Here is a 15,186-nt window from a genome sequence, read left to right on the forward strand (position 1 = left end):
TAGGATGAAATTAAACAGATGGACATAAAATAACAAAGTATTAAACTTCCTTGTTATTACAGTCTTATTCGAAAGGGAGAGTCAGATGAAAGTTGTCAACAATCTCGCGGACTTAATTGGAGATACTCCACTTGTTAAATTAAATAAGCTCGCCCCTGAAAATGGAGCAAGTATTTATGCAAAGCTTGAATTCTACAATCCAAGCCGCAGTGTAAAAGACCGTGCGGCATATAATATGATTGTCGAAGCTGAGAAAGCAGGCAAATTGAAACCAGGTTCAACCATTATTGAACCAACCAGCGGAAACACCGGCATCGGGCTTGCAATGAATGCAGCAGCACGCGGCTATAAGGCCATTCTGGTTATGCCTGATACCATGACGGCAGAGCGCATCAACCTTTTGAAAGCATATGGAGCAGAAGTTTTCCTGACTCCTGGAGATGACAAAATGCCCGGTGCTATTAAAAAAGCAAATGAACTGGCGGAGGAAATTCCTAACAGCTTTGTGCCGATGCAATTTGAAAATAGGGCTAACCCTGATGCACACCGCCATTCAACTGCAGTCGAAATTATTGAGGGCATGAAGGAAATCGGCAAACCACTTTCTGCCTTCGTTGCCACAGCAGGTACGGGCGGCACGATTACCGGTACAGGTGAAGTTTTGAAAGAGCATTATACTGGATTGGAAGTGCATGTTGTAGAGCCAAAAGGCTCACCTGTCCTATCGGGCGGAAAGCCTGGCAGGCACAAGCTTGTCGGCACAAGTCCCGGATTTGTTCCGGAAATTCTCAATACGGATGTTTATGATGAAATCCATCAAATCAAAGATGAAGAAGCATATGATACGACACGCAGAATGGCAAGAGAAGAAGGGATATTAGTCGGTCCATCCTCAGGAGCAGCCTGCTATGCCGCCATCCAGGTAGCAAAAAGGTTAAAGCCGGATGATGTTGTCGTATTTATTGTGTGTGATACTGGAGAAAGATATCTTTCAAGCGATCTGTTTCAGTTTGAATAAGTAAGTTAAAAGACCCCAGGGCTTGTTCCTGGGGTCTTTCGTTTTAGAACTATCTAATTTTTACCGTCAAACTGCCGCACTGTTTTTCAATTGCCTCTTCAAAAAGGTTCTGTAATTTATTTGTGATGGGACCAGGACTTCCATTACCAATCGGCTTTCCTTCAATCTCTGTAATCGGAGTAATTTCAGCTGATGTACTGGACATAAAGACTTCATCCGCGTCCAGAAGATCTTCCTTTGTAAAAGCAGATTCCTCAAGTGCAACTCCATTTTCCCTGCAGATCTCATTGATCTTACGGCGGGTAATGCCATTTAGGATCAGATTTGTTGCTGGATGAGTATATAGTGTCCCATCTTTTACGATTGCAATATTGGAGGAACTCCCTTCAGTCACCGTATCCCCGCGATGCTGAATCGCTTCATAGCAGCCCGATTGTGCTGCTTTTTGCTTTGCCATGATATTGCCAAGCAAGTTCAGACTCTTTATGTCACAGCGCAGCCAGCGTATATCTTCAATCAAACTAGCCTTAACACCATTTCTCATGCTCTCAACAGGTCTTGAGGTTTCACGGGTATAGGCGGTAAGCACTGGTGCAACGTCTGCACCAGGATAAGCATGATTTCTTGGAGAAGTCCCCCTGGAAAATTGCATATATACGATTCCCAGTTCAAGATTATTCCTTTCGATCATCTCTGCAAGCATCTGTTTAAGCTGCCCTATAGAATAAGGGATATCGAGCTCTATTTTCCTTCCGCTCTCAAGAAGCCTTTCAAGGTGCTCATCTGCCGTAAACATTTTTCCGTTATAGACGCGGATTACTTCATAGACGCCATCACCAAATTGATAGCCCCGGTCCTCGATATCTACTTTCGCTTCTGATCGTTCAATCAAGTCTCCGTTTAAAATAACATATTCCATTTCCCTGCCACTCCCTGTATATGTTTTTTTGTCTAATCTATTAGCTGTTTATGTAAAATCTTTCAGCCATCATATCAGGTTTCAGAGCTATTTCGCAAGTTCATAAATCGCCTGTGCATAAATAGCTGCAGCTTTTATTAAATCCTCAATAAACACATATTCATCTTTTTGATGGGCCACGTCTTCCCTGCCTGGGAAAAGCGGGCCAAACGCCACACCAGACTTCAAGGAACGTGCATATGTGCCCCCGCCAATGGATAAAAGCTCTGCCTTTTCGCCAGTCTGCTGTTCATACACTTTTTTCAGGGTTTGGATAAGAAAATCATCTTCTTCCACATGATGCGGCTTGGCATCAGTGAAATTCTCTAATCTGAAATGTTCGTCTTCAATCAATGACTGAAGCTTATTTTTCGTATCATCCATATTGTTAGTGACGGGATACCGTACATTAAGGCCTAAACGGCCGCCATTTTCTTTCGTATATGAAAGTTTTCCTACATTAACGGTTAAATCACCGGTAATCTCATCCGTACAGGCGATGCCAAGCTTTCTTCCTCTGGAATCATCACATAAGTATCGTGATACAAACTGAAAATATTGGCATGCCTTCTCATCCAGCTGAAGGGATGCCAGGAATGATGCCATTAGAATACCTGCATTTTTCCCATTATCAGGCTCCATCCCATGAGCCGATACCCCCTGAAGCTCCAGAATCAGTTCGCCGTTATCTATGTAATACTTTCCTTCAAGCTCAGTCTTTTTCAGGAAATCAATATACCTTTGCACCACTTCAGTGTGTTCAAGATGGACTACAAGACTAGCTTTTGCAAAATCAGGAACCATGTTATATCTTCTTCCTGATTGGAAATGCACGACCTCTGCCAATACTTCCCTGTCTATTTCTTCGGTATGGCCAATTTGGACAAGATCAAAATCAGAGAGGCCCTTTTCTGCATAGATGATTGGGAAATCTGCATCAGGTGCAAATCCCATTGCTGGCATTTCTTCGTGTTTAAAATAATGCTCTACACAGCGCCAGTCACTTTCTTCATCTGTTCCAATAATCATTCGGACCCGTTTGCTTAATGGCAGCTCTAATTCCTTTACAATCTTCATAGCATAATAAGCAGCCATCGTTGGGCCTTTGTCGTCGATCGCACCTCTGGCAAAAATCTTTCCATCGCGAATTTCTGCACCAAATGGGTCGCTAGTCCATCCATCTCCTTCAGGAACTACGTCGACATGACAAAGTACACCAACAATTTCTTCACCCTCTCCAAATTCCAGATGACCAGCCAGGCTGCCGACATTTTTGACAGTGAATCCATCCTTTTCTCCAAGTTCAAGCATGAAATCGAGCGCTTCCTTGACACCTTCACCAAGGGGCGCATCCTCTGCTGCATTCTCTTCATCCAGCAGGCTTTTAATTCTCAAAAGTTTTTGAGTATCTTCAATTAAAGCGTCTTTTCTGTTATTAACCTCTTTTTGCCAATCCAATACGTTCATAAAGTTACCTCCTTATCCTGATTTGAATATTTATGATTTACCCATTATAACCCATTTTACCTGCAATTTGCTTATGGGACTGTTTAATAAAAACATACCTTTATTATGCACCAAGAATGCTGAACCTTGCCAAGATGATTGTCAAGACGCTTACAATCAGGCCTAAGATTAAAATGGCGAGGAAGAATAAGGCCATGACCGTTCTATTCCTTGCAGTGAAATAGAAATCTTTTTCACTATATTTTTTCGTAAAGGGATGGGACATAATGGCTTTATCCCAGGTGATGGAAAGCCATGTATACATTAAGAAAAGGAAGACACCCGACACAATTACTTTTATCCATAGTGGCGGAATGGAAATAATCCCCGCTGCGCTTACGGAAATGATTTGAAAATAACTGAAAATATATGAGGGATTCCGTATGAAAATCTTTATAAATAATTCTATCAGTCCCGTAATGGGTGTTCTCTTTTTAAAGATCCGTCTGGAGTTTCTGAATAATAGAGGTTTTGTCCTCATTGAAATAGCAGGCTTTTCTATTTCAGGAGACATCATAAATATCCATTTGATATACTTTGTTTTTTCCTCCTGCTCAAGCATAATTTCAAAGTCTACGGCCGATATCCTTTTCAGCATCTGGGAGACTCTCGTTAAGGTGCCGGAAAGCAGCACTGCCGATATCATGTAAACCGGAAAGTCTGCACCGGAATTCCACAGTGAATAGACGAGCTGGCTGAACCAGCTCAATAATACAAACAGCAGAAAGCCAATTACATATCTTCTAAACTTCCCTTCAATCCTTTTCAGGTAATTGGAAACTGTCATAATCGCCCATTTCAGAGTAATGAAAAAAATCAGCAGGGCAATGATTTGACTCCATTGCAAAAAATAACTGTTCTTTAGAAAGGGAAGAAGAAGAGCTATCATCGCGCCTGTACTGACCGCCTGATAGAAAAGTGAATAGCCAAATCCCCATTTTCTCATTCCCAAATAGAGGCTCTTATTTTTCACCAGAAATACTTTATCAGCCTCTTGTATAAACGGGCGGAAGTTTCCCAGCCATGAAAAAATATAAAGCAGGAAGAAAAGGAGAAACATTGGCAAGTTTGCAATCCATTCCGGCGTTTCTAACCACCAGGAGCGATATATCATTCCAAAAATGACAGCACCGGGAACAATGAGATAAACCATGATGGTCCAATCTGCAATGGAACGGAAAATACCAAACTGATACTTCCAGCTATTGATTAACCTTCTAAGAAAGAGCGAACTACTTCTCATTGTCATTTCCCTCTGCAATCTGATGAAAGCAATCATAAAGCGAACCAGCCAAAAGACCGCATTGCTGCCTGATATCGTCTAATGAGCCGGAAGCCTTCAACTTGCCATCATGCACAATTAGAAAGCTGCTGCATACTTTCTCTGCCGTATCCAGAACATGCGTGGACATAAGAATGCCTGCGCCCCTTTGCCTCTCTCTTTCAATTGATTCCAGAAACAGTTTCATAGCATTAGGATCCAGCCCAATAAACGGTTCATCAATAATATAGACATCCGGCTTGGCAATCATCGCAAGAATCAGCATGGCCTTTTGCTGCATTCCCTTTGAATATGTGCCGGGAAATTTATGAGCGTGTTCAGACAGATTATACTCCTTCAAGAGCTCTGCTGCTCTCTTCTTATATTGCACTTCCGGCATTCCTTCCACTGCTGCTGTAAAATCAAGATGCTCCCACAGTGTCAGCTCCTCATAAAAAATGGGGCGTTCAGGAATATAGGAATATTTGACTCCCTGCTTAAATTCCACTTCCCCCTTTTTATGTTCCAATAATCCCAGGATTGTTTTAATCGTTGTGCTTTTTCCTGCCCCGTTAGGACCTATAAGTCCGATCAATTCCCCTTCCTTTAACTCAAATTGAATATTATGTATGATCGGTTTTTCTTTTTCATAGCCTGCTGATGCTATATCTGCGTTTAATAAGTTCATTTACTCTCCTCCTGACTATACATACGGATATAATTGGAAAAGGTTTGCTCTTTTTCATATATTCTTTAAACCTAAATAAAACTGCCCCTTCAAAGGAGCAGTTTAATTATGGCTGGAGGATATCCATTAATTCTGTATTTTCAAAGTCTGCAGCGTAATCATAGGCTGTATAGCCATCCGCATCCTTCACATCGGGATCTGCACCATACTCCAGGAGAAGCATGGCCATTTCAGTATCCTCATTAAATACTGCACTCATTAAAGGAGTGGTTTGATAGTTATCTGCCGTATTAGGCTCTGCGCCATTTTCCAGCAGAAGAGCAGCGCTGTCATACTGGCCATAAGAAACAGCCCAATGTAAGGCAGTAGTGCCATCTGCATCCATTTCCTCAATATTCGCTCCATCAGCAAGTAAAGTGTGGATCATTTCAGTATCATTTTCGCTCGCTGCATTCATAAGAGCGGTAGCTCCTTCAATGCCCATAACCGTTTCAGTCCACAAATCCATTTTTTCAAGTGATTTAAAACCAAACCAAAGTCCGCCGGAAAGAATAGTCAGCGTTAGGACTGATCCTGCTATCCCCAGCCATATCCTGCCCATGGGTTCTTTTAACTCAACTGCAGAGTCTTCAGCAAAAACTTTTGATAAAGCATAAATTCTTTTTGGCAGGTGAGGATGGGTGGAAAGTTTCTCATTCAGCCAGACAAAAAATCCGGTTTCCGTTTGGAGCTGCTCCATGTATGCCTGCTTATTGACCTTAGGATAAAGTTCTTTTCCAATGGCAAGCATGGTCAAGGCATCTCTTGATGCTTCAAACGACTTTATATAATAGGCAGCATAACGATCACATGTATACTCGCATGCTCTTAGGTACGCATTCCCGAGGAATGGAACCCACATAGCAGGAAGCAGTAGAAGGCTTATGATAACATGTTTTCTTTTTAAATGAGCGAACTCATGGGCCAGGACGAACAGCACTTCCTTTTCAGCTCCCCGAGCAGTCAATTCAAAAATACCAGAATATAAGACAACCATATTCCTTCTGAAAAACCTGGTCGCAAAGGCATTTAAGACACCTTCAGACTCAATCACGTATATATCCGGCAGATCTTGCAGACCCATTTCCTTCGCAGTAAGTACTGCTTTTTCATAAATCTCCGGAAATTGTTTCTCACTTATTCTTACTCCGTTTCTTCTGATGCCGCCCATCATAATACCATGGAACAGAAGAGATACAATGATTAATGCCAAAATAATGACAATCCCAATAATAGAGAATGCGAGAAAAATATAAGACAAAATACTAAATAAAGCAACGAATGCAAAATAAATATTTTCCTTCGGGTATACCAGGCGATCTCTCAGCGAGTGAGCTTCCATAACACTTTCTTCCTTTCAATCTCTTTTAAATATACCAATTGATTATAATCAAAAAACAAATTTTAGGATATAGAAACTTTCCTGAATTATTATTTGAATTTTCAGTACATATTACAAGCCCCTTCTGCCATAAGGTATAGTAATAGTCCCTTTTCCCATCGAGGTTTAATCGCAAATAATTAGGGAATTAAACATACATTAAAAAGGAGGGGAACGTAAAGACTAAAACACAAACAGCATTATAAATATTTTGTAAAATTGCACCCTTAAAGTAGAAATAATCAGATAATAGCGTTACAATATAGTCAGAGGTATGACATCTTGACTAAAACAAGAATAAAAAGGGGTTGTCTGGGGAAAAGAAAACTACATACGATTGAAGGAAAATCCTTCAATGTAGCTGTCGGTTGCAGGAAATTGCCATGGGGTTTGAAAAAAGGATAGGGAGTGGTTTTTTGAAACCTTCAACTAACCGGATGTTAAACCGTGTAAAATCCGTCTACATGTTTATAAGTAAGCGCGGAACTGTAACAACTCAGGAGCTTGTAGAGGAATTTGGTATTACTCCTCGCACCATTCAAAGAGATTTAAATGTCCTCGCCTACAATGACTTGGTTAAGAGTCCGAGCAGAGGCAAATGGACCATAACTCAAAAGAAAGTAAAGATGTCATCTTAACACGCAAAGCATAACCAACCTAATAAATAAAAAATCGCCCTGCTGTCAGGGCGATTTTTCCGTCTCATTTCACTTCATAATTCATCAGCTTATCAAGCTCTTCCTCAGTCAATTCCCGATATTCACCCAATTCCAATGTTTCATCCAGTTCAAGCGGGCCCATTGAGATTCTCTTTAAATAGATGACTCTCTTTCCCACTGCCTCAAACATTCTTTTCACCTGATGAAACTTTCCCTCCGTGATGGTTAACTCAATATCGGATGTCATGCCGGATTTAAGGATCTCCAGGTCCCCAGGCTTGGTTTCATAGCCGTCATCCAATATAACCCCTTTTTTAAATGCGGCAATATCATCAGCTGTGACTTCACTGTCTATGACTGCAAAATAGGTTTTAGGAACATGCTTCTTTGGAGAAAGCAGCCGATGTGCCAGCTGGCCGTCATTGGTCAGCAGCAAAAGCCCCTCTGTATCCTTATCGAGACGCCCTACTGGAAAAGGAGAAAAAACAAGGTCTTCCATTTCGAGCAGGTCCACCACAGTTTCAAATTGAGAGTCCTCTGTTGCGGAAATGACGCCTGGCGGTTTGTTCATCATCAAATAAATGAATTCCTTATATTCAACCTTTTCCCCATTAATGATGACAGCATCCTGTTCAGGATCGACCTGGTGCTTGGGATCCTTTACTTTTTCATCATTAACGGTTACAGCTCCATCCTTTAGTAGCTTTTTAACATCCTTACGGCTCCCGTAGCCCAGATTGGCCAGCATTTTGTCAATTCTCATGATTGCCCCTCCTCCAAAATAATTTTGAGTGAGCGAAAGGCTTTAACATACCTCCGCTTTAAAAAGGCCCCCATCACGGAGACCTTCTATTTTTATGCCTTCAATCTTAATTTCTTCAGCATGCTATCGACTCTTGATCCAAATAGGTGATAGATTAATTTTGTTCTGAAGCTTAAGTAGAAATAGACTCCCGCTCCTGCAGCTGCACAAATGGCAACAATAATCATCGCCTGCACATTTGTTTCCGGCGATAAAAAGATCGTAGTAACCCTGTACATAACACCTGCTGCGACCATCATTAATAAGGTAAAAATAATAATTAATAATCCTCTTCTGAACACTAAACTGTATTTATAGCCTGAAAAATACTTAATGACAAAAAGATTAATTAAAATTGCACACCCATACCCCAAAGCTGTGGCCAGGACAGCTCCCTTTGTCTCCATTACTTTTATTAAAGGGATATTCAAACTTAATTTGATTAATATCCCAACCAATAAGCTCAGAACAGTAAAACGCTGTTCGTTAATTCCCTGAAGGATTGCTGCTGTAACTGAATATATAGCAAACAATATTGCTACTGGAGCATATGCCCTCAACACTTCACTGCCCTGCAAGTCATACTCATAAAAAAGAGTATAAATTGGTTCAGATAATATTGCCAATCCAATAGCAGCCGGTAAAGTTAAAAACATAAGCACTTGAAATGTCTGATTTAATTGTTTGTTCAGACTCAATTGATCATCTTCTATAAATGCCTTTGTGATGCTTGGTACAAGTGTTAGTGAAAAAGCTGTCGCCAAAGAAACGGGAATGATGACTAATTTATGGGTTTGATAATTTAAAATAGAAAGAGCCTCTTCAGACAAATTTCTAGGGATCCCTATAGAAACCATCGCTCTATTAAAGGTCAACAAATCAACGAATTGGAATACAGGATTGGCTATACCCACTAAAATAAACGGAATAGAGTAAATTAAAATTTCTTTATACATCTCTTTTAGCGAGATGTTTATCGTGCCTTTATCCTGTAAAAGAAGCTCATCAAGGTAGGGCTTTCTCTTGTACCAATACCAGAATAAAACAGCAAGGCTTCCCAATCCACCAACAAATGCTGCAAAAGTAGCCACACTGACGGCTGTTACCATACTGCCCTTTAAAACATTTAATACAATGAAAGCACCAGCAAGCAGAAACACAATACGAACAATCTGCTCTACCACCTGGGAAACAGCGGATGGCCCCATAGACTGATGTCCCTGGAAAAAACCGCGAATTAGACTCATAAAAGGGATAATAATCAGCGCAAAACTGACAGCACGAATAACCGTTACTATTTCAGCTGATCCTGGTCCTCCATCATCCCGAATCGTCTCTGCAAGGATAGGAGCAGAAAAAAATAGGACAAGAAAGGCGATGAATCCGCTAATCAGCATAATAATTAAACCTGATTTAAACAGCTTCCTGCCAACAGCATACTCTTCCAAAGCATTATATTTAGATATAAATTTAGAAACTGCAAGCGGTACGCCTGCTGTTGCAATGCTAATGAAAATGGTATAAGGCACGTAAGAGTATTGGTAAAGGAGTGTTCCTTCCTTCCCAACAATAGAATAAAAAGGAATAACATAGAACAACCCGAGAAACTTTGAAATAAAGGTTCCCAGCGTTAATATAAAAGTACCTCTTAAAAGCTTAGATGACATATAATCCCTTCCTTAAAAACTGCTGCATGCAAACTATAACAGTATATGAATGCCCAAGCTAAGTTCGTCATTTTTCTATCTTTTTAGACACACTAGTTGTAGTGTACTCTTCTTGCTGAAGAAATTCCACTTGCAATACCGTATAATGGGGCATTATTTTTAGAAATAGGATATTTGATTTATAATAGAGCTATTGCTTTTTTAGCGAATCAAGATAAGTTGGTGAAAACATGAAATATGATGTAATAGTTATAGGCGGTGGTCCTTCGGGATTGATGGCAGCAATCGGTGCAGCGGAACAGAAGGCAAAAGTCCTGCTGATTGACAAAGGAAACAAGCTTGGAAGGAAACTTGCCATTTCCGGAGGAGGCCGGTGCAATGTCACAAACAGGCTTCCAGTGGAAGAAATCATTAAGCATATTCCCGGCAATGGCCGGTTTTTGTACAGCGCATTCTCCATTTTCAGCAATGAAGATATTATCCGCTTCTTTGAGAATTTAGGAATTAAGCTGAAAGAGGAAGATCACGGGCGGATGTTTCCTGTTACCGACAAAGCACAATCTGTTGTTGATGCCTTGATTTCAAGGCTGAAAGAGCTGAAAGTCGATATCAAAACGAACAGCCCTATACAGGATGTTCACTATGAAAATGGCAGGGTGAAATCGATAGAATTAAAAACAGGCGATGTATATGAAGCAGACTCAGTTGTGATAGCCGTCGGAGGAAAATCAGTCCCTCATACCGGCTCAACCGGTGATGGCTATGCATGGGCGGAAAAAGCAGGCCATACGATTACAGAGCTTTTCCCAACCGAGGTTCCGCTGACATCTTCTGAGAATTTTATTAAAGAAAAAATGCTGCAGGGATTGTCGCTCCGGAGTGTGGCGCTTAGTGTTTTAAATCCTAAAGGAAAAGCGCTCATAGCCCATCGGATGGATATGATTTTTACCCATTTTGGCATTAGCGGCCCGGCCGTTTTGCGCTGCAGCCAATATGCTGTGAAAGCGATGAAAAAGTGGAATTTAAAAGAAGTGGTCATGAATTTGGACGCTATCCCGGATACAAAGGAAGAGCCTCTTTTTCAGGAAGTGTCCAAAAAGATTAAAGAAGATCCAAAGAAAAGTATTAAAAATCTCTTAAAAGGGATGCTTCCCGAAAGATATCTTTTGTTTCTTCTTGAGCAGAACGGAATTGATCCGTCCTCACAGGGAGCTGCGATTTCAAACGAAAAGATCAGAAGTTTTGTTAAAGCCTGCAAATCTTTTCAATTTAAAGTAAATGGGACGCTGCCTCTCGATAAAGCCTTTGTTACCGGCGGAGGGGTCTCCGTCAAAGAAATTGAACCGCAAACAATGGCTTCAAAATTGATGGAAGGACTTTTCTTCTGCGGAGAAATCCTGGACATCCACGGCTACACAGGCGGGTATAATATCACATCCGCACTTGTAACAGGCAGGTTAGCCGGATTAAACGCAGCAGTTTCAGCTAGAATCGTATAATAAAGATAGAGCCTGATGCTCCTCAGACATCAGGCTCTATATATAACCATGGCAGAGAAACAATAAATTTGTTCGTCTTCATCCTCTTGCACTGCGGCAACATTATATTTTATATCCAGCAGCTTTTTTTCCTCAAGCTTCTCCAGAAAATGATTCATATCCTTTTCCAGGTCTTTTTCATGTTCATGATCAAATAACTTTACCTTAATCACAGGAAACTTCCTTTCATAGTTTTTTATCAGCCTGGCCAATTTTCTGAATTTTTAAAACCGAAACATAAAAAAAAAAAAAACGAAGCCTGCTGCGGCTCCGCTCTTCTTTATTTTGTTTCCCCCTGCCAGTTCAGCATGCCCCCGGTCATATTGCGGACTTTATATCCCTGGTCCTGCAAATAGTGGCATACGTTTCCGCTGCGATTGCCAGAACGGCAAATAATAATGTACTCCGTATCTTTATCAAATTTATCAAGATTCTCAGGTATCGTGCCCATACGGATATGTCTCGTCCCTGGAATCATACCGGATGCAACCTCTTCATCTTCCCTTACATCAACAAGCTCAAGCTTCTCCCCTGCTTCAAGCTTTTTTTGCAATTCTTCTGTTGTAATCTCTTCAATACGGTCCAATCCTAACACCCTTTCTGGAAAGCTTTTTAAATAGCACTTAACATTTAATATTGCTGCCACTCCTATAATACCCTATATGGCACGAAAAATATAAATGAGAAGTTTCTATAACACAAATACAAAAACCACCCCTGATCAAATAGAGGTGGTTTCATCTGATATAACTTAATTTGCAACGATATTTACAAGTTTACCTGGCACCGCGATGACTTTACGGACGGTTTTTCCGTCAATTTGTTCTTTTACTTTGTCATCGCCCATTGCGATTTGCTCCAATAGGTCTTTTTTGGCATCAGCAGGAACCATAAGCTTTGCTTTAACTTTGCCGTTGATCTGGATAACGATTTCGACTTCATCATCTGTCATTTTGGCTTCATCATATGCAGGCCAAGCTTCATAAGCAATGGATTCACCATGGCCTAATTTTGACCAAAGCTCTTCGGACATGTGAGGAGCAATTGGTGAAAGCATTTTTACAAAGCCTTCTGCAAAGATCTTTGGAAGCACATCTGCTTTATATGCTTCATTGATGAATACCATCATTTGAGAAATAGCTGTGTTGAAACGCAGCCCTTCGTAGTCTTCAGTTACTTTTTTCACCGTTTGGTGGTAAACCTTTTCAAGGCTGCTGCCTTCTTCAATGTCCTGAATTCTCGGGCTTAATTCACCAGTCTCTTCCACAAACAAACGCCAGATGCGGTCAAGGAATCTTCTTGAACCATCCAATCCATTTGTAGACCATGCGATGGAAGCTTCAAGCGGACCCATGAACATTTCGTATAGACGAAGAGTATCTGCACCGTGGCTTGCTACAATTTCATCCGGATTAACGACATTGCCTTTTGATTTACTCATTTTCTCATTATTTTCCCCAAGAATCATACCTTGGTTAAATAGCTTTTGGAACGGTTCCTTCGTATGGACAACTCCCACATCGTAAAGGACCTTGTGCCAGAAGCGGGCATATAGAAGGTGAAGAACCGCATGTTCGGCTCCTCCGATATAAATATCAACCGGAAGCCATTCTTTTAATTTCTCAGGATCTGCAAGAGCTTCACTGTTTTTCGGATCAATATAGCGAAGATAGTACCAGCAGCTGCCTGCCCATTGCGGCATTGTGTTCGTTTCCCTGCGGCCTTTTTTGCCTGTTTCAGGATCCACGACATTAACCCACTCATCGATGTTTGCTAATGGTGACTCTCCAGTGCCGGATGGTTTGATTTCCGTTGTTTTCGGAAGCACTAATGGCAGCTGATCTTCCGGAACGGCAGTCATTGTGCCATCTTCCCAGTGGATCACTGGAATCGGCTCGCCCCAATATCGCTGGCGGCTGAATAGCCAGTCACGAAGACGATAAGTAACCTTCTTAGTGCCAATGCCTTTCTCTTCAAGCCATGCGATCATTTTCTCAATCGCATCCTCTTTGTTTAATCCATCAAGGAAGCCTGAGTTCACATGCTCGCCATCGCCAATGTATGCTTCTTTTTCAACATCTCCGCCGGCAACAACTTCTATAATAGGAAGATCAAATTGCTTGGCGAACTCATAGTCGCGCTCGTCATGAGCTGGAACCGCCATGATGGCCCCAGTTCCATAGCTGACTAAAACATAATCTGCAATCCAGATTGGCATTTTTTCGCCAGTGACCGGGTTAATCGCATACGCACCAGTGAAGACACCTGTTTTCTCTTTAGCAAGATCTGTCCGCTCTAGGTCGCTCTTGCTCTTTACTTTGTCAATGTAAGCCTGAACTGCCTCGCGCTGCCCTTCTGCTGTGATTTTATCAACAAGCGCGTGTTCTGGAGCAAGAACAGCATATGTTGCACCATATAATGTGTCAGGTCGTGTTGTGAAAACAGTGAACGTGCCATCATGGCCTTCAATATTGAATGTTACTTCTGCTCCTTCAGAACGGCCGATCCAGTTTCGCTGCATATCCTTAAGGCTCTCTGGCCAATCCAATAAATCAAGATCTTCAAGCAGGCGATCCGCATAAGCTGTAATTTTAAGCATCCACTGTCTCATTGGACGGCGTTCTACCGGATGGCCTCCGCGTTCACTTTTTCCGTCAATGACCTCTTCATTTGCAAGCACTGTTCCAAGTGCGGGACACCAGTTAACAGCTACTTCATCGATATATGCAAGTCCTTTTTCATAAAGCTTTAAGAATATCCACTGAGTCCATTTATAGTATTCAGGGTCTGTTGTGTTTACTTCACGATCCCAGTCATATGAAAAGCCTAACGCCTTAATCTGGCGGCGGAAGGTGTTGATATTCTGTTCTGTGAATTCTGCAGGATCGTTTCCTGTATCAAGGGCATATTGCTCGGCAGGCAACCCAAATGCATCCCAGCCCATTGGGTGAAGGACATTATAGCCCTGCATGCGCTTCATGCGGGAAAGGATGTCTGTTGCCGTATATCCTTCCGGGTGCCCGACATGAAGTCCTGCGCCTGAAGGGTAAGGGAACATATCAAGCGCATAAAATTTGCGTTTGCCTTTATCTTCAGTTGTTTTGAAAGTTTTATTTTCTTCCCAGTAGCCTTGCCACTTTTTTTCAATCTCCTGATGATTGAAACTCATTTTTGTTTCCTCCTAATATCAGAAAGCGCAGGGCGCCCGCTCATCGGCGACAAGCATAAGACGAGCCGGCGGAAAGGTTGTTCTTTAACCTTTTTGACGGATTGGCTTAGCCGAGAGCCGATGGCGCACGGAGCTAGACTACTTTCTGACTTCAAAAATTTGTACTTCATTTTTTTAATACAATAAAAAAACCTCTCATCCCAAAAAAGGGACGAGAGGATTATGTATAAATCTCCCGCGGTACCACCCACATTAGTGAACATGTCACTCGCTTCATTCATCCTTAACGCGGAAAACGGCAAGCATTACTGGTACTTCACACTTGCTGCTCAAAGGCGAGTTCATGATGTGCCCGGCTGACTTGCACCTTCCGTCAACTCTCTAAAACGGGCTGCTGCACCACTACTGCTCCTTATCTAAGCATTTTAGTATAAGAATATGACTATTGTAATAAATTTCCCGCCAGGATGCAAGTAGGCTTATCCTGACAGGAATTTAAT

At 41.6% G+C, this 15,186-nt stretch carries 13 protein-coding genes and 1 other annotated feature; of the genes, 3 read left to right on the top strand and 10 right to left on the bottom strand.

Features of this window, described 5'->3' with window-relative positions; all coding sequences use genetic code 11:
* Positions 1–85 precede the first annotated feature (85 nt).
* Positions 86–1,018 carry a cysteine synthase A gene (gene cysK, locus IRB79_RS23535; protein ID WP_243505439.1) on the top strand — a complete coding sequence of 311 codons (933 nt, stop codon included), beginning with the start codon at positions 86–88 and terminating at the stop codon, positions 1,016–1,018.
* Between the two features lie 49 nt (positions 1,019–1,067).
* Here cysK and dat read toward each other — a convergent pair whose 3' ends face one another.
* From dat to IRB79_RS23560, 5 genes are all read right to left on the bottom strand, one after another.
* Positions 1,068–1,937, bottom strand: coding sequence for a D-amino-acid transaminase (dat, locus tag IRB79_RS23540; protein ID WP_243505446.1), 870 nt, complete (start codon positions 1,935–1,937; stop codon positions 1,068–1,070).
* 87 nt (positions 1,938–2,024) lie between these two features.
* Positions 2,025–3,443, bottom strand: a complete 1,419-nt coding sequence (gene pepV / locus IRB79_RS23545; protein ID WP_243505448.1) for a dipeptidase PepV — start codon at positions 3,441–3,443, stop codon at positions 2,025–2,027.
* A gap of 103 nt (positions 3,444–3,546) precedes the next feature.
* Positions 3,547–4,725, bottom strand: a complete 1,179-nt coding sequence (locus IRB79_RS23550) for an ABC transporter permease (protein ID WP_243505450.1) — start codon at positions 4,723–4,725, stop codon at positions 3,547–3,549.
* Positions 4,715–5,431: an ABC transporter ATP-binding protein gene (locus tag IRB79_RS23555; RefSeq protein WP_243505452.1), complete on the bottom strand. Its 717-nt coding sequence runs from the start codon at positions 5,429–5,431 to the stop codon at positions 4,715–4,717. Before IRB79_RS23555 ends, IRB79_RS23550 begins: the two co-directional genes overlap by 11 nt.
* Positions 5,432–5,537: 106 nt before the next feature.
* Entirely contained in the window at positions 5,538–6,812 is a 1,275-nt protein-coding gene (locus IRB79_RS23560; RefSeq protein WP_243505454.1) for a M48 family metallopeptidase, read from the bottom strand.
* Between the two features lie 455 nt (positions 6,813–7,267).
* Here IRB79_RS23560 and IRB79_RS23565 point away from each other — a divergent pair, with 455 nt between their 5' ends.
* The gene (locus IRB79_RS23565; RefSeq protein WP_026041817.1) at positions 7,268–7,489 is read left to right on the top strand and encodes a DeoR family transcriptional regulator; all 222 of its coding nucleotides are present in this window, start codon (positions 7,268–7,270) and stop codon (positions 7,487–7,489) included.
* Positions 7,490–7,553: 64 nt separating this feature from the next.
* Here the strand turns inward: IRB79_RS23565 and IRB79_RS23570 are convergent, their stop codons facing one another.
* Together IRB79_RS23570 and IRB79_RS23575 are read right to left on the bottom strand one after the other, a co-directional pair.
* On the bottom strand, positions 7,554–8,273 hold the full coding sequence (locus IRB79_RS23570; protein ID WP_243505461.1) for a pseudouridine synthase: 720 nt from the start codon (positions 8,271–8,273) through the stop codon (positions 7,554–7,556).
* A 92-nt stretch (positions 8,274–8,365) separates the two neighbouring features.
* Entirely contained in the window at positions 8,366–9,979 is a 1,614-nt protein-coding gene (locus IRB79_RS23575) for a putative polysaccharide biosynthesis protein (RefSeq protein WP_243505469.1), read from the bottom strand.
* Between the two features lie 230 nt (positions 9,980–10,209).
* Between IRB79_RS23575 and IRB79_RS23580 the strand changes: the two genes are divergently transcribed.
* Positions 10,210–11,478: a BaiN/RdsA family NAD(P)/FAD-dependent oxidoreductase gene (locus IRB79_RS23580; protein WP_243505471.1), complete on the top strand. Its 1,269-nt coding sequence runs from the start codon at positions 10,210–10,212 to the stop codon at positions 11,476–11,478.
* 29 nt (positions 11,479–11,507) lie between these two features.
* Here IRB79_RS23580 and IRB79_RS23585 read toward each other — a convergent pair whose 3' ends face one another.
* The 3 genes from IRB79_RS23585 to leuS all read right to left on the bottom strand — a co-directional run bounded on the left by IRB79_RS23585 (position 11,508) and on the right by leuS (position 14,686).
* On the bottom strand, positions 11,508–11,690 hold the full coding sequence (locus IRB79_RS23585; protein ID WP_243505479.1) for a sporulation protein Cse60: 183 nt from the start codon (positions 11,688–11,690) through the stop codon (positions 11,508–11,510).
* A gap of 107 nt (positions 11,691–11,797) precedes the next feature.
* Entirely contained in the window at positions 11,798–12,103 is a 306-nt protein-coding gene (locus IRB79_RS23590) for a rhodanese-like domain-containing protein (protein WP_243505485.1), read from the bottom strand.
* Between the two features lie 165 nt (positions 12,104–12,268).
* On the bottom strand, positions 12,269–14,686 hold the full coding sequence (gene leuS / locus IRB79_RS23595; protein ID WP_243505492.1) for a leucine--tRNA ligase: 2,418 nt from the start codon (positions 14,684–14,686) through the stop codon (positions 12,269–12,271).
* 204 nt (positions 14,687–14,890) lie between these two features.
* Positions 14,891–15,114, bottom strand: a binding site (T-box leader).
* Positions 15,115–15,186: the final 72 nt, after the last annotated feature.

Source organism: Cytobacillus oceanisediminis, assembly GCF_022811925.1.
Taxonomy (GTDB): domain Bacteria; phylum Bacillota; class Bacilli; order Bacillales; family Cytobacillaceae; genus Cytobacillus; species Cytobacillus oceanisediminis_D.